Here is a 14,828-nt window from a genome sequence, read left to right as displayed (position 1 = left end):
GAAACTACCGTGCTAGCGCTCGAGCCGGCCCTCGAACAGGGCTCGCACCGAGGTGTTGCCGCGCAGCAGCTCGAGCGCGTATGCCGCGTGGCCGGGGACGTAGCCGTTGCCGACGAGCATCGTCACGTCGGCGGCGAGCCCCTCGGCGCCGAGGGCCGCGGCCGCGAAGCTCGTCGCCATCGAGAAGAAGATCACGGTGCCGCCCTCGGCGGTCGCGAGGATCGCCGGCTGCTCGCACCCCGTGACGTCGACGCAGACGACGGTGAGGTCGGCCGGACCTCCGACGGTCGCGAGCGTCTCGCTGAGCCCCAGTGGGCTGCGGGCATCGGCGACGACGACATGCGTGGCGAGCCCCGTGCCCTCGAGCAGCGCGGCCTCGGCGGCGTCGCGGACGACGGCGACCCGGCGGGTGGCGCCCGCGTCGGCCGCAGCCGCGAGCGAGAGCGATCCGGACTTGCCCGCGCCACCGAGCACGACGACCGAGGGGCCTGCGTGCGGGGTGCCGGAGCCGGCCGGGACCACGGAGTCGCCCGAGACGCCAGGATCGGCAGGTGCACCGGGCGCGGACGCCGGGCGGCCGGCATACGACCGGACGGTCCGGGCCACGAGCGCGGGTGCGCCGCAGACGTCCATGACCATGAGCGCGAGCTCGGGCGAGAGGTCGCCCGGAAGCGTCGCGGCGATGGAGCGGCCGAAGAGGATCGCGTGCCCGGCTGCGGGCACCCGCTCCCCCGACCCGTCCCAGCGGGCGAGGCCGTCGGTGATCGCGAGCGGCGTGAGCGACAAGGAGACCAGGGTCGCGACCCGGTCGCCGACCGACAGGCCGAGCGTCGACCCCGGCCCGACCTCTGCGACGGTGCCGATGAGCATGCCGCCGCTGCCGGTGACGGGATTCTGCATCTTGCCGCGCGTGCTCACGATCTCGAGCACCTCCGCGCGGATCGCGTCGCCGTCTCCCCCGTGCTTGTCGTGCAGCTGGCGGTAGGACGCGGCGTCGAGGTTGAGCGTCTCGACGTCGATCCGGACCTCGTCGGGCCAGATCTCCGGTCGGGCGTCGAGGACGCGGGCTGCCTGGGGCAGCGACTCCCCCGCCGGCTCGAGGACCCGGTGGACCCCGAGCGGCGACGAGGTGGTGGAGGGGGGCGAGGTCGTGGCGGGCACGAAAGTTCTCCTGTCAGGCGACACGCGGCAACAAATATTGCGGTAGTGATGTGACGAACGAGTGATCTGTCCGTATCCTCGCAGACATGACGACGAACATCGAGCAGCCCTACGTCTACCGGCGCACGGAGCTCGTCGAGCCCGACTGGACCCGCTTCCCGGGGTGGCGTGACGTCACCGCCGCCGAGTGGGCGAGCGCGCAGTGGCAGCGAGCCCACTGCGTCAAGAACGTCGGACAGCTGCGCGACCTCATGGGCGACCTCCTCACCGACGAGCTCTACGCCGACCTCGAGCGCGACCAGGCCGAGCGCGCCACGATGTCGATGCTCGTGCCGCCGCAGATGCTCAACACCATGGTGAGCGAGACGAGCTGGGCCGACGGCGCCATGCCGGCTGCCGGTGCGGCGTTCACCGAGGCGTTCCTCGCCGACCCGGTGCGCCGCTACATGCTCCCCGTCTTCAGCGACCGCCGCACCGACTGGGCCTCGCACCCGTTCGCCGCCCGTGACAGCCTCCACGAGCACGACATGTGGGCCGTCGAGGGGCTGACCCACCGCTACCCCACCAAGGTCCTCGCCGAGATGCTGCCGACGTGCCCGCAGTACTGCGGCCACTGCACGCGCATGGACCTCGTCGGCAACTCGACGCCGCAGATCGTCAAGCTCAAGCTCGCCGGCAAGCCGGTCGACCGCCACGCCGCGATGCTCGACTACCTCCAGCGCACCCCGCAGGTGCGTGACGTCGTCGTCTCCGGTGGCGACGTCGCCAACATGCCGTGGAAGAACCTCGAGGGCTTCCTCGACAAGCTCCTGCGCATCGACAACATCCGCGACATCCGACTCGCGACCAAGGCGCTCATGGGCCTGCCGCAGCACTGGCTGCAGGACGACGTCGTCGAGGGTGTCGCCCGGGTCTCGGCCCTCGCCCGCTCGCGCGGTGTGTCGCTGGCCATCCACACCCACGTCAACCACGCGAACTCGGTGACGCCGCTCGTCGCGAACGCGGCGAAGGCGATGCTCGAGGCCGGCGTCCGCGACGTCCGCAACCAGGGCGTCCTCATGCGCGGTGTCAACGACACGAGCGAGGACCTGCTCGACCTCTGCTTCGCCCTCCAGGACGAGGCCATGATCACGCCGTACTACTTCTACATGTGCGACATGATCCCGTTCTCGGAGCACTGGCGCCTCGCCCTGCACGAGGCGCAGCACCTGCAGCACTCGATCATGGGCTACCTCCCCGGCTTCGCGACGCCGCGCATCGTCTGCGACGTCCCGTTCGTCGGCAAGCGCTGGGTGCACCAGGTCGACAGCTACGACCGCGACAAGGGCATGTCGTTCTGGCGCAAGAACTACCGCACCTCGATCGAGGGCTCGGACGAGCAGGCGCTGTCGCGCGAGTACGTCTACTACGACCCGATCTACACCCTCCCCGAGGCGGGCCAGGACTGGTGGCGCTCCAACACCGACGTCGACGAGGTGCACGCCGCTGCGCTCGCCGGCGCCGGAGCGAGCCGCGACGCGTCGGCGCGCGACCTCGACTGACCTCACCGGCCGGCTGAGCCGACCGCCGACCGCCGACCCGCACGGGCCCGATCCTCACGGCGAGGGTCGGGCCCGTCGGTCGTCCCGGGGAATGCGCAGGCGGCGGTAGCGGTTCTTCTCCTCTCGTACCGCCGTTTCCGTTCGAGAGGCCCCCATGAGCACGACGAGCACCCGAACCACGTCGGGCGGGCAGGTCGCGCCGGGTGGAACCGATCGAGCCGTGTCGACGTCGTCGTCCTCGGGCACCGGGCGGCTGCGGGGCGGCGCCGGCTTCGCGGTGGCGCTCACGGCGGTCGTCGCCATGATGATCGGTGCGAGCGCCCCGTCGCCGTTCTACCCGGTGCTCCAGCAGGAGATCGGGTTCTCCGCCGGCATGATGACGACGATCTTCGGTGTCTATGCCCTGGCGCTGCTGGCGACGCTCCTCGTCACCGGGTCGCTCTCGGACCACATCGGCCGGCGCCCCGTCCTCGCCGTGGGCTTCGTCGTCCTCGCCGCGAGCATGGCCGGCTTCTGGCACGCCGACAGCGTCACCACCCTGCTGCTCTCCCGCGTCGTGCAGGGCGTCGCAGGCGGACTGCTCCTGTCGACGATGACCGCTGCCGTCACCGACCTCGAGCCCCGGTCACGCCCGGGCCTCGCCGCAACCCTCAACAGTGTCACGCCGCTGTTCGGCCTCGCGGCAGGTGCGCTCGCCGCCGGTGCGGTCCTCGACGCCTCGCCGACCGGTGCACTCACCATCGTCTTCGCCGCACTCACCGCGGCCTACGTCGTGTTGTCCCTGGCGGTCCTCGCACTCCCCGAGACCTCACCCCGCCACGACGGCTGGGCCCGGTCGCTGCGTCCCCGCGTGGGCATCCCTGCACCGGCCCGCCCGGCCTTCCGGCGGAGCGCGCCGGCGCTGTTCGCGGGCTGGGCCACCGGTGGCCTCTACCTCTCCCTCGGCGCGCCGATCGTCGGCCAGCTCCTCGGGGGCACCTCCCACGTCGCCCAGGGCTCGGTCGTCGCCGTCCTCACCGGGACGGGCTCGCTCAGCTCCTACCTGTGGCGCAACCGCACCCCGCGTCAGATCACGATCTACGGCACGACGATGCTCGCGCTCGGCACCGTCCTCACGCTCGTCGCCCTGCACGCGGAGTCGCTCGCCGGCTTCCTGCTCGCCGCGGTGGTCGCCGGCTCTGGCTTCGGCACGTCGTTCCTCGGCATCATGCGCTCGATCACCCCGACGGTCGGCCCGGAGCAGCGCGGTGAGCTCTTCTCCAGCGTCTTCGTCGTGAGCTACCTCGCGTTCGGGCTGCCCGCGGTGGCTGCGGGCTTTGCGGCTCCCGAGCTGGGACTGGCCACGACCGCGACCCTCTACGGGCTTGCCGTCGTCGTCCTCTCTGGCTCGGCCGCGCTGCTGCGGACGTTCGGCACGAAGGAGTGAGCGGACGGCATACCCTCGCGGCATGGGACGCAAGGACCGCGGTGGTTCGGTCGGCACTCCGGCGACCGCAGCGCTGACCCGCGCAAAGATCGCGTATGCCGTCCGCGCCTACGAGCACGACCCCGCGGCCGAGTCGTTCGGCCTCGAGGCCGCGCAGGCGCTGGGCGTCGCGCCGGCCCGGGTCTTCAAGACCCTCCTCGTCGACACCGGCACCGGCCTGGCGGTCGGCGTCGTGCCGGTGGACGGCACCCTCGACCTCAAGGCGATCGCCTCCGCCCTGGGCGTGAAGAAGGTCGCGATGGCCGACCCCGATGCGGCAGAGCGCAGCTCGGGCTACGTCGTCGGCGGCATCTCACCCATCGGCCAGAAGCGGTCGCTCCCGACCGTCGTCGACGTGTCGGCGACGACGCACGACACGGTGCTCGTCTCCGGAGGTCGTCGCGGTCTCGACCTCGAGCTCTCCCCCGAGGACCTCGTCCGCGCCACCGGCGCCACCCTGGCTCCGATCGCCCGTCCGGCGGCGTGAGAGGGTCGCTCCATGATCGAGATCCTCAGCCCCACGGAGGTCGCGCGCGGCCGGGTCACCGGCGCCCTCGTCGGTGAGATCCTGCAGACGGTCAAGGCGCGCAGCACGGCCGGCACGAACCTCCTCGAGATCGACGCCTGGACCAGGGCGATGATCGAGGACGCCGGCGCGGAGTCCTGCTACGTCGACTACGAGCCCTCCTTCGGGCGCGGGCCGTTCGGGCACTACATCTGCACCTCGGTCAACGACGCCGTCCTGCACGGCCTGCCGCACGACTACGCGCTCGCCGACGGTGATGTCCTCACCCTCGACCTCGCAGTCCTCAAGGAGGGGTCGCGGCCGACGCGGCGATCACGTTCGTCGTCGGTGGCGCCGAGAAGCAGCCACAGGGTGGCGCCCTCATCGCCGCCACCGAGCGGGCGCTGGAGGCGGGGATCGCGGCGGCCGGCCCGGGCGCCCGGATCGGCGACCTCTCTCACGCCATCGGCACGGTGCTCACGCAGGCGGGCTACCCGGTCAACACCCAGTTCGGTGGGCACGGCATCGGCTCGACGATGCACCAGGACCCGCACGTCTCCAACACCGGCCGGCCGGGTCGTGGCTTCACGCTGCGTCCGGGACTGATGCTCGCCCTCGAGCCGTGGGTCATGGCCGACACCGCCGAGCTCGTCACCGATGCGGACGGCTGGACCCTGCGCAGCGCGACCGGGTGCCTCACCGCGCACACGGAGCACACGATCGCCATCACCGACGACGGCGCCGAGATCCTCACGCTGCCCTGAGGCGCGCCAGAACGCGCTGGAACGCGCTAGGACGCCATCCTCAGGTGGTCGGGGAGCTCACGCACGGCGTTGCCCGTGACGACGTAGGTGGCGAGCAGCTCGACCCCGAGCGCTCGGCACCCGTCGACAACCGCCTGGTGGCACGCGCGGTCGTCGTCGGTGAAGAGCGACGAGCCGAGTCGGCCGAGCGCCACGACGAGAGCCGGCGGTCGCAGGTCGGCGACGACCTTGACGAGCACGAACTCCACCTGCTCGGTCGTGGGCGTTCCCATCTCGCCGATGACGACGGGCGTGGTCACCCGGTGCTCCTCGTCGAGGAACACCAGTGCGAGACAGCCGGCCTCACGGTCGGCGTGCGAGACGAAGAGGTCGACGGCGTCGGCGCGCAGCACCGGGTCGTCGAGCGCGCGGTCACGGAAGTTCGGGGGCAGGTTCTCGAAGGTCATGCCGCCGATCGTGCCCGGACACCGCGTAGCGGCCGCGGACTTTTCCACAGCACGACGCCGGGCGCCGTGGCGCGGTGGCGTGGCGCCCTGGGCTACTCCCAGGGCGTCGACAGGACGACGGTCGTCCTCGTCGAGACGTTGGCCTTGGCACGGATCGTCGCGAGCAGCTCCTCCAGCTCGTGCGGCGTGGCGACGCGGACCTTGAGGACGTAGTTCATGTCGCCGGCGACCGAGTGGCACTCCTCGACGGCGGGGACGTCACGCAGGCGGTCCGGGATGTCGTCGGGGGCCGCGGGGTCGAGCGGCGTGATCGAGATGAAGGCCGTCATGGCGACGCCGATCGCGGCGTGGTCCACGCGTGCCGTGTAGCCCTTGATGACGCCGCGCTTCTCGAGACGGCGCACGCGTTGGTGCACGGCCGACGTCGACATGCCCAGGGCGCGCCCGAGGTCGGTGTAGCTCATGCGACCGTCGGTCGTGAGCTGGTCGACGATCTTGCGATCCAGGTCCTCCACGCGACCAACCCTAGTTCCACAGGGCACGATGTCTGGCATGACCACACCGACGGAACGGGCGGCCACGCCGACGACGACCACCCCGATGCCACGCGGCTCGCTCCTGGTCCTCGGTGCCCTCGTGCTGGTGTGGCTCGTCTGGGGTGCGGCCTACCTCGTGGCACCCGACAGCAACCCCAATGGCCAGTGCGAGGGCCTGGGCTTCGGGTGCACCCTGACCCCCCACGACGTCGCCGGGTTCGTCGGCGCCATCGTGGTCGCTCCCCTGACCGCGCTCGTGCTCGCCGTCACCCTCGTCGTCCGGCTGGTCCGGATCGGCCGGGGCTCTCCCCGGACGGTGTGGGACATCGTCGTCGCCGGGCTGCTGCTCGTCGGCTTCGGCCTCTGGCTCGTCGGCGCCGTGGCGGGCGCGTTCTGAGCCGTCGCCTGCCCCGGGTGGCACCCAACTAGGCTGCCGCCATGACGACGGACCGGCTGCTGCTCCTCGACTCCGCCTCGCTGTACTTCCGCGCCTTCTACGGCGTCCCGGACCAGCGCACCTCCCCGGACGAGCACCCGACCAACGCCCTGCGCGGCTTCCTCGACATGATCGCCACGCTCGTCACGGCACACCAGCCGACGCACCTCGTCGCCTGCTGGGACAACGACTGGCGACCGCAGTTCCGGGTCGACCTCATCCCGAGCTACAAGGCCCACCGCGTCGGCGGTCCGGCTGCCACGGCGCCCAGCCCCGCTCCCGGGGACGCGCCCGACCAGGCCCACCCCGCCTCGGCGGACACCGCGGCCGAGGAGGTACCGGACGACCTCGCTCCCCAGGTCCCGCTCATCGCCGACGCCCTTGCCGCGTTCGGCATCCCCCGCCTCGGCGCCGACGGCTACGAGGCCGACGACGTCATCGGCACCCTCGTCGAGCGGCACCGCGGCACGATGTTGATCGACGTCGTGACCGGCGACCGCGACCTGCTCCAGCTCATCGACGACGACAACGCCGTCCGCGTCCTCTACACCGGCAAGGGCGGAGTGCGCGAGCCCGACCTGGGCACGCAGGCCTACCTCGAGGAGAGGTATGCCGTCCCCACCGGGGACGCGTATGCCGACATGTCGATCCTGCGCGGGGACACCAGTGACGGGCTGCCCGGCGTCAAGGGCATCGGTGACAAGACCGCGGCCCAGCTCATCGCGGCATACGGGACGCTCGACGGCCTGCGCAAGGCGATCGAGGACGGCGACCCGGCCATCAAGGGAGCGCGACGGGCCAACCTCGAGGCGGCTGCGGCATACCTCGACGTGGCGCCGCGCGTGGTCCGCGTCGCGCGGGACGCGCCCGTCGCCACGGTCGACGCCGCGCTGCCCACGGCGGTGGCCGACACCCGGCTGCTCAGCGAGCTGGCCTCGACCTACGGCATCACGAACCCGATCAACCGGGTGCTCGCCGCTCTCCAGATCCCCTGAGCCGCAGGCGTTCTCAGTCGAGGCGGTCGGCCGCCACGACTCCCCGCCGGACGCCGTCGATGGCCTTGCGCGCCGACCGGCGCAGCTCGGTGTCCGTGGCCGCGTCGGCGATCTGGCCGAGCAGGTCGACGATCTGCTTGCACCGTCGCACGAAGTCACCGGCGGCCATGTCCTGGCCGCGCAGGACGGCGTCGAGCCGCTCGCCGCTCGCCCAGCGGTGGACCATCCACGCCATGCCGCCGTCAGGGGCCATGGTCGTCTCCAGGCCGTGCTCGCCCTCGAGGTCGTCGAGCTCGCTCCAGAGGCGCTGCATCTCGGTGACCGCCGCCGCCACCTCGTCGTTGGGCATGCGCGGCGAGGGGTCGGCCTGCTCGTGCCGCGGTTCGTGGACGAGCGTCGAGACGCAGGCAGCGAGCCCGGGGGCGTCGAGGCGCTTCCACACGTCGCGGCGCAGGCACTCCGCGGCGAGCAGGTCGCGCTCGGTGTAGAGGCGGCGCAGCCGCTCCCCGCGGTCGGTCACCGCGCTGTCGTCGTCGAGGTAGCCGAGCTGTCGCAGCACGACGCAGATCCGGTCGAAGGTGCGGGCCACGCTGTTGGTGCGGCCCTCGACCTTGCGCTGCAGCCCCGAGGTCTCGCGCTTGAGCCGGTGCCAGCGCTCGGCCCAGCGGGCGTGGTCCTCGCGCTCGGGACACTGGTGGCAGGGGTGCGCCTTGAGCTCCGTGCGCAGGTGCGCGATCCGGTCGTTCTCCTGCGCCGCCTCGAGGCCGGCCTCCTTGGCCGACATCGCCTTCGGTGGCGGGTCATGGGGCACGGCGATCCGCATCGTCGTCGCGAGGTCGCGACGCGACTTCGGCGACTTGGGGTTGAAGTGCTTGGGCACGGTGATGCGCGTCGCCGCCTCGACGGGTACGGGCACGTCGGTGAGGGTGAGTCGGCGGAACTGCCGGTCCTCGGTGACCACGCCGGGGCCGCTCGGCGCGCCCTTGCCGGTGCGCGCGGACTGGACGACGACCGCCCACCCGGAGCGACGTCCGGCCGGAACCTTGACGACGTCACCGACCTTGAGGTTCTCGAGACTGATCGCCGCCTCGGCCCGCCGGCTGGCCGAGCGCTTCTTGGCGCCGTCCTTCTCGGCGTCGGCGATCGCTCGGCGCAGAGCGGCGTACTCGCGGAAGTCACCGAGGTGGCAGTGCATCGACTCGGCGTAGCCGTCGAGCGCCTCCTCGTTGCGGCGCACTTTGGTGGCGAGTCCCACGACGGCCCGATCGGCCTGGAACTGCGCGAACGACGTCTCGAGGATCTCGCGAGCCACCTGACGACCGACCTGCGCCACGAGGTTGACGGCCATGTTGTAGGTCGGGCGGAAGCTCGAGCGCAACGGATAGGTGCGGGTGGACGCCAGCCCACCGACGGCGATCGGGTCGAGCCCGCGGCTCCACTGCACGACGGCGTGGCCCTCGATGTCGATCCCACGACGTCCGGCCCGGCCCGTGAGCTGGGTGTACTCGGCCGGGGTGACGTCGACGTGCGCCTCGCCGTTGAACTTCACGAGCTTCTCGAGGACGACGGTGCGCGCCGGCATGTTGATGCCCAGCGCCAGTGTCTCGGTCGCGAAGACGGCGCGGATCCGGCCCGCGGTGAAGAGTTCCTCGACGATCTCGCGGAAGAGCGGGAGCATCCCGGCGTGGTGGCACGCGAAGCCGCGCGACAGCCCCTCGACGAAGTCGAAGTAGCCCAGGATGCCCAGGTCCTCCTCCGCGAGCGAACCCATGCGTTCCTCGACGTGGCGCCGGATGCGCTCGCCCTCGCGCTGCGGGATGAGCCGGGTATCGGTGGACAGCAGCTGCCCGACGGCCGCTTCGCACCCCATGCGGCTGAAGATGAACGTGATCGCCGGCAGCAGACCGTCTCGGTCGAGCTGGGCGATGACCTCGGCACGGGTGGCGCCCCCACCGGGGCGTCCGCCCCGCACGAACCCGCGGTCGTCGCGGCCGGAGGAGCCGCGGGCCCCGCCGTTGCCACCCGGTCCCCCACGGTGGCCCTGGCCGGCATACCCCGTTCCCCCGGACGGGCCGCGTCCCGGACCGCGTCCACGGTCGCGACCCACGTCGCGGCCGCGACCACGGTCCCGGGTGCTCCCCCGCACCCAACCGTCGTCGTTGCGGCGCTGCTCGGCGCCCCGGATGGCCTGGACGAGGTCGGGGCTGACCCGTGGGGTCGAGCCGTCCTCGCGCGGTTCCGCGGTCTCGTCGACGAAGAGGTCGAACAGCGAGCTGCCGACGAGCATGTGCTGCCACAGCGGCACGGGGCGGTGCTCGGAGACGACGACGGCGTGGTTGCCGCGCACCTCGGCGAGCCAGTCGCCGAACTCCTCGGCGTTGCTCACGGTGGCCGACAGCGAGATCACCTGTACCGACTCGGGCAGGTGGATGATGACCTCCTCCCAGACGGCGCCGCGGAAGCGGTCGGCGAGGTAGTGGACCTCGTCCATGACGACGAAGCCGAGGTTGCGCAGCGTCGAGCTCCCCGCATAGACCATGTTGCGCAGGACCTCGGTCGTCATGACGACCACGGGCGCCTCGCCGTTGACCGAGGAGTCGCCGGTGAGCAGACCGACCTTGTCGACACCGTGGACGGCGACGAGGTCGTGGTACTTCTGGTTCGACAGGGCCTTGATCGGCGTCGTGTAGAACGCCTTGCGTCCCGTCGCCAGCGCGAGGTGGACGGCGAACTCCCCGACGATCGTCTTGCCGGCGCCGGTGGGCGCCGCGACGAGGACGCCCTGACCGGCCTCGACGGCCAGGCACCCCTGCACCTGGAAGTCGTCCAGGGGGAACCCCAACGAGGCCGTGAATGCCGCCAGATGTGGGCCCGGGGTGCTCATGCCGGTCAGGCTACGTCAGGACGGTCACCGCTCCGGGGACGACCTCGCAGTCGAGTGGCAGCGGCTCGAACCGCTCACCGTCGGCGTACGACACGATGCCCTTGGCCTCGAGCCGGACCCGGCGCCCGCGCAGGATCTCGACGGCCGGGTGGCTCACGTGCTCGCCCTTGAACACCTTGGGGAAGACGCGCAGCAGGGTGGGGATCGAGACCTCGTGGAGGATGAGGACGTCGAGCATCCCGTCGTCGTAGCTCGCCTCCGGGACGACCTTCATTCCCCCTCCGTATGCCGGCCCGTTGGCGACCGCGACGAGCATCGCCTTGGTCTCGTGCCGGGTGCCGTCGATCTCGACGACGTAGGGAATGGGCTTGAAGACCCCGAGCTCGCGGGCGATGGCGAGGTTGTAGCGCATCTGCCCCTTGGGCCAGCGCCAGCCGTTGGCGCGTTCGTTGACCACGGCGTCGAACCCGGCGGCGAGGACGCCGACGAACCAGCGAGGGTCGCCGTGGGGGTCGATGACGCGGGCGGCGTCGATCCGCCGGGTGGCCCCGCGCGTGATCCGCTCGACGGCCTTGGCCGCGTCACGGACCGGGAGGCCGAGCTCGCGGGCGTTGTCGTTGCCGGTGCCCGCCGCGATGATACCGAGGGGCACGTCGGTGCCGGCGACGAGGTTGACCCCGAGGTGGACCATGCCGTCACCGCCAGCGACGACCACGACGTCGACGGAGGCGTCCCGGATCGCGGCCCGACCCCGCTCGAGGGCGTGGGCGCCGTCCATGGCCGACAGGTCGACGATGTCGTGGCCGGCGGCGGCGAGGAGCGAAGCAGCCTCACGACCGATGCGCGCACCGGTGTTCTTGCCGGCCGTCGGGTTGATGACGAGGCCGACGCGCAGCCGCTCGCTCACAGCGGAGAGGCCTCTTCGTCGGAGGCGTCGAGCCAGTCCGGCCGGTCCTGCGACCTGCGTCGGTCGATCAGCCGGGCGATGCCGTAGGCCACGAAGTACAGGACGATGAGTGGTGTGGCGAGCAGCAGCATCGTGTAGGGGTCCGGCGTCGGCGTGGCGATCGCGGCGAAGACGACGATGAGCACGACGGCCGGGCGCCAGCCCTTGATCATGACGTGCGCCGGGAGCACGCCGACGACGTTGAGCGCGACGAGCACCACCGGGAAGAGGAAGGCGATCCCGAAGACGAGGATGAAGCGGGTGACGAAGGCGAAGTAGAGCGACGCCTCCGGCAGGTTGGCGGCGCCCTCCGGGGTGAAGCCGAGCAGGATCTCGACGGCCTTGGGCAGGGTCGTGTAGCCGAACCAGCACCCACCGAGGAACAGCGGCACGATCGCCGCCACGAACATCAGCGAGAGGCGCTTCTCCTTGCGGGTCAGCCCGGGGACGACGAACGCCCAGGCCTGCCAGAGCCACATCGGCGCCGACATGATCGTCCCCGCCCAGATCGACAGGCTCAGGCGCTGCGAGAACGCCGCGGTGAGTCCCGCGTAGTTGAGGTCGATGAGCGAGCCCTCGCCCCGCTGCTCCGCGATGTTGGCGATGGGAGCGGTGAGGTGCTCGTAGATCGTGTCGAAGAGGTACCAGCCGATGACCGAGCAGACGATGAGCGCCGCCGCCGCGATGAAGAGGCGTCGCCGGAACTCACGCAGGTGGTCGCCGAGCGACATCCTGCCTTCGGGGTCGCGCTCGCGCCGTCGGGGCAGGCGAGGACGACCGGGTCTCGCAACTCGGGCCATGGGGAGATCGGGTCAGACGATCTTGCGGGTCGCGTCGCCGGTCTGCTCGCCGGAGGCGTTGTCGGTCCGGGGTGCGTCCTCACGGATGGGGGACGTGCCGTGGGCCGCGGTCGGGTCCACGTCGGCCTCGCGGCGGACGGTCTCGCCGGGGACGGTCCCGGTCTTGGTGTCCTTGCCGTCGTTCTTCATCTCGTCGACCTCGGACTTGAACACGCGAGCCGAGCGGCCGAGGCTGCGAGCCGCGTCGGGCAGGCGCTTCCAGCCGAAGATGACGATGAGGAGAACCGCGATGATGATGATCTCGGGGGCGCCGAGTCGGCCACCAAACATGAGTTGCCTTCTTCCGGTGAGGGTCTGGTTCAGTCTACGTCGTGGGTCTGTGGAGCCAGGGCCGCGGACGCCCGGACGGCGATGCGTTCGCTGAGATGGTGCGGTGAGACGACGAGGACGTGCCCGCCCATCCGGAGGACGAGACGCTCGAGCCACGCGGTGTCGGCGGTACGCAGCGTGATCGTGCGCGACCCGTCCTCCGCGTCGGTCGCGGTCTCGACCGGGTAGTAGTCGCTCACCCAGAGCGCCCCGGGCAGCAGGCGCAGGGTGACGAGCAGGTCGGACTCGGCGGCACTGAAGATGCTCTCGCCGAGCTCGCGCGGCGACACGCCGTCGGGCGGCGTGCCGTCCTCGTCGAGCACGCTGAGCGCCTCGACGCGGTCGAGGCGGAACATCCGCACCCCCTCGGCGCGGTGGCACCAGCCCTCGAGGTACCAGTGGCCCTCGGCGGCGATGACCCGCATGGGGTCGACGTCGCGCTCGGTCGACTCGTCGCGACCGGGCACGTGGTAGGTCAGGTGGAGCCGACGGTGCTGCTGCACGCCCTGGCGGGCCTGGGCGAGCACCTGCGGGTCGACGGCGTCGGTGAGGTCGACCGACACCCGCGAGGCCGGCTCGGCGGCAGTGCCGGCGGCGGCCTCGAGCTTGGCCAGGGCCCGCTCGATCGCGTCCCGCTCGGTGAGGCCGGGGACGTCGAGCAGGGTGCGCAGCCCGACGATGAGGGTGACCGCCTCGTCGACGCCGAGGCGCAGGGGGCGCGAGATGGTGTCGGCGTTGCCGACGAACACCCGGCCCTCCTCCCAGTCGGCCTCGATGAGCTCGTCGGGCATCTGGCCGTAGCCGCAGAGGAAGAGCAGGTTGAGGTCGGACTCGAGCTGTTCCACGGTGACGCCGAGCCCTCGGGCGGCCTCCTCGAGCTCGATCCCCTGGCGGTTGACGAGCCACGGGACCATCGTGAGGAGCCGGGTGAGGCGGCTGGTCGCGGTCTCGGTCGCCATCACGCACCTGCCTCGTGGACGGCGAGCACCGCTCGCAGCTGGCTCTGCACGCGGTCGAGCAGCTCGCTCGGATCGAGCACCTGCACGTCGTCGGCGTGACCGGCGACCTCGGAGGCGAAGCCGTCGACGTCGTGGAAGTCCAGGGTGAGCTCGGTCCAGCCTCCATCCGTCTCGGCCGAACGCGTGGCCCGGCGGCGCAGGCTGTGGCCCGCTCCCGGGCGGACGAGGAGGCGGGCGACGCGGGTCTCACCGCTCGGCGCGGACTGCTCGACGAGGACCCTGGCCTCGAAGTCGGCGGGAACCTCGAAGGACCCGGGCCGTCCGGCGCTGCGGACCGAGCCGTCGATGCGGGAGAGCCGGAACACGCGGGTGTCGTCACGGTCGAGGTCGTGGCCCGCGAGGTACCAGCGGCCGTGCCACTGCACGAGCGACCAGGGCTGGACGGTGCGGACCTGCGCCTCGGGGCGCTCGGGCCGGCGGTAGCCGAAGGTGATCGGGGTGCGGCTCAGCACGGCGTCCTTGACCGCCTCGAAGGCCGGCTCGGTCGTGCGCAGACGCGGCTCGATCCCGATGAGGGCCCCCTCGTCGCGCTCGACGTCGGAGGCGCGCAGCTTGCGCAGGGCCTGGGCGGCCGGCCCCGCCATCGACGCCTGCGCCCAGCTCCGGCTGGCGAGCCCGAGGACGGCGAGCTCGTCGGGCTCGAACTCGATGTCGGGCAGGGCGTAGTCGCGCTGGTGGATCCGGTAGCCCGGCTCGTCCTCGTGGAGGACGTCGATCTCCTCGGTCACGAGGGGCACGCCGAGCGCCCGGAGCTCGTCCTTGTCGCGCTCGAACATCCGGTCGAAGGCCTCGGTCGACGCCGTCTCGCCGTACTGCGGCACCAGGCCCCGGATCTGGGCCTTGGCGAGCGGGCGGCGGGTGTAGAGGAGCACGAGAACGAGGTTGAGGAGCCGCTCGGTCTTGGCCGCCGGCCCCTGCGCTGCGCTCATGATGTCCGACGGTAGTCGATACCCTGCCTCCC

14 protein-coding genes and 1 pseudogene are annotated in these 14,828 nt (G+C 71.7%); 6 read left to right on the top strand and 9 right to left on the bottom strand.

Annotated features, from left to right (window positions below; all coding sequences use genetic code 11):
- Nucleotides 1-12: 12 nt before the first annotated feature.
- Nucleotides 13-1,161, bottom strand: coding sequence for an L-erythro-3,5-diaminohexanoate dehydrogenase (locus ACSQ11_RS14600; RefSeq protein ID WP_436006623.1), 1,149 nt, complete (start codon nt 1,159-1,161; stop codon nt 13-15).
- 86 nt (nt 1,162-1,247) lie between these two features.
- Here ACSQ11_RS14600 and ACSQ11_RS14595 point away from each other — a divergent pair, with 86 nt between their 5' ends.
- The 4 genes and pseudogenes from ACSQ11_RS14595 (at nt 1,248) to map (ending at nt 5,436) form a co-directional block, all read left to right on the top strand.
- Nucleotides 1,248-2,702 (top strand): KamA family radical SAM protein, encoded by a 1,455-nt coding sequence (locus tag ACSQ11_RS14595; protein ID WP_436006621.1) that lies wholly within the window; start codon nt 1,248-1,250, stop codon nt 2,700-2,702.
- Between the two features lie 154 nt (nt 2,703-2,856).
- Nucleotides 2,857-4,128, top strand: coding sequence for an MFS transporter (locus tag ACSQ11_RS14590; protein WP_436006619.1), 1,272 nt, complete (start codon nt 2,857-2,859; stop codon nt 4,126-4,128).
- A gap of 22 nt (nt 4,129-4,150) precedes the next feature.
- A complete protein-coding gene (gene ybaK / locus ACSQ11_RS14585) occupies nt 4,151-4,654 on the top strand; it encodes a Cys-tRNA(Pro) deacylase (RefSeq protein WP_436006617.1) in 504 nt (167 codons plus the stop codon).
- A gap of 12 nt (nt 4,655-4,666) precedes the next feature.
- Nucleotides 4,667-5,436: pseudogene (map, locus tag ACSQ11_RS14580) on the top strand (type I methionyl aminopeptidase).
- A gap of 26 nt (nt 5,437-5,462) precedes the next feature.
- Here map and ACSQ11_RS14575 read toward each other — a convergent pair.
- Together ACSQ11_RS14575 and ACSQ11_RS14570 are read right to left on the bottom strand one after the other, a co-directional pair.
- Nucleotides 5,463-5,882, bottom strand: coding sequence for a hypothetical protein (locus ACSQ11_RS14575; protein WP_436006615.1), 420 nt, complete (start codon nt 5,880-5,882; stop codon nt 5,463-5,465).
- Nucleotides 5,883-5,974: 92 nt separating this feature from the next.
- Entirely contained in the window at nt 5,975-6,397 is a 423-nt protein-coding gene (locus ACSQ11_RS14570) for an Lrp/AsnC family transcriptional regulator (RefSeq protein WP_436006613.1), read from the bottom strand.
- A gap of 37 nt (nt 6,398-6,434) precedes the next feature.
- Here ACSQ11_RS14570 and ACSQ11_RS14565 point away from each other — a divergent pair, with 37 nt between their 5' ends.
- Nucleotides 6,435-6,815: a hypothetical protein gene (locus tag ACSQ11_RS14565; protein ID WP_436006611.1), complete on the top strand. Its 381-nt coding sequence runs from the start codon at nt 6,435-6,437 to the stop codon at nt 6,813-6,815.
- 41 nt (nt 6,816-6,856) lie between these two features.
- Nucleotides 6,857-7,849: a 5'-3' exonuclease gene (locus ACSQ11_RS14560; RefSeq protein ID WP_436006609.1), complete on the top strand. Its 993-nt coding sequence runs from the start codon at nt 6,857-6,859 to the stop codon at nt 7,847-7,849.
- 13 nt (nt 7,850-7,862) lie between these two features.
- On the opposite strand, the gene ACSQ11_RS14555 is transcribed toward ACSQ11_RS14560, so the two are convergent.
- From ACSQ11_RS14555 to ACSQ11_RS14530, 6 genes are all read right to left on the bottom strand, one after another.
- Nucleotides 7,863-10,733, bottom strand: coding sequence for a DEAD/DEAH box helicase (locus ACSQ11_RS14555; protein WP_436006607.1), 2,871 nt, complete (start codon nt 10,731-10,733; stop codon nt 7,863-7,865).
- Between the two features lie 10 nt (nt 10,734-10,743).
- Nucleotides 10,744-11,640: a YegS/Rv2252/BmrU family lipid kinase gene (locus ACSQ11_RS14550; protein ID WP_436006605.1), complete on the bottom strand. Its 897-nt coding sequence runs from the start codon at nt 11,638-11,640 to the stop codon at nt 10,744-10,746.
- Nucleotides 11,637-12,410, bottom strand: coding sequence for a twin-arginine translocase subunit TatC (tatC, locus tag ACSQ11_RS14545; RefSeq protein WP_436006603.1), 774 nt, complete (start codon nt 12,408-12,410; stop codon nt 11,637-11,639). The genes ACSQ11_RS14550 and tatC overlap by 4 nt, the downstream gene beginning before the upstream one ends.
- A gap of 81 nt (nt 12,411-12,491) precedes the next feature.
- Nucleotides 12,492-12,809, bottom strand: coding sequence for a Sec-independent protein translocase subunit TatA (tatA, locus tag ACSQ11_RS14540; protein WP_436006601.1), 318 nt, complete (start codon nt 12,807-12,809; stop codon nt 12,492-12,494).
- A 29-nt stretch (nt 12,810-12,838) separates the two neighbouring features.
- Nucleotides 12,839-13,807 carry a helix-turn-helix transcriptional regulator gene (locus ACSQ11_RS14535; protein WP_436006599.1) on the bottom strand — a complete coding sequence of 323 codons (969 nt, stop codon included), beginning with the start codon at nt 13,805-13,807 and terminating at the stop codon, nt 12,839-12,841.
- Nucleotides 13,807-14,796 (bottom strand): helix-turn-helix transcriptional regulator, encoded by a 990-nt coding sequence (locus ACSQ11_RS14530; protein ID WP_436006597.1) that lies wholly within the window; start codon nt 14,794-14,796, stop codon nt 13,807-13,809. Before ACSQ11_RS14530 ends, ACSQ11_RS14535 begins: the two co-directional genes overlap by 1 nt.
- Between the last annotated feature and the right edge of the window lie 32 nt (nt 14,797-14,828).

The sequence above is a fragment of the Knoellia sp. LjRoot47 genome (assembly GCF_964253435.1).
Classification (GTDB): Bacteria; Actinomycetota; Actinomycetes; order Actinomycetales; family Dermatophilaceae; genus Knoellia.
The sequence above is the reverse complement of the archived record's forward strand: the minus strand, read 5'-3'. Positions and strand labels throughout refer to the sequence as shown.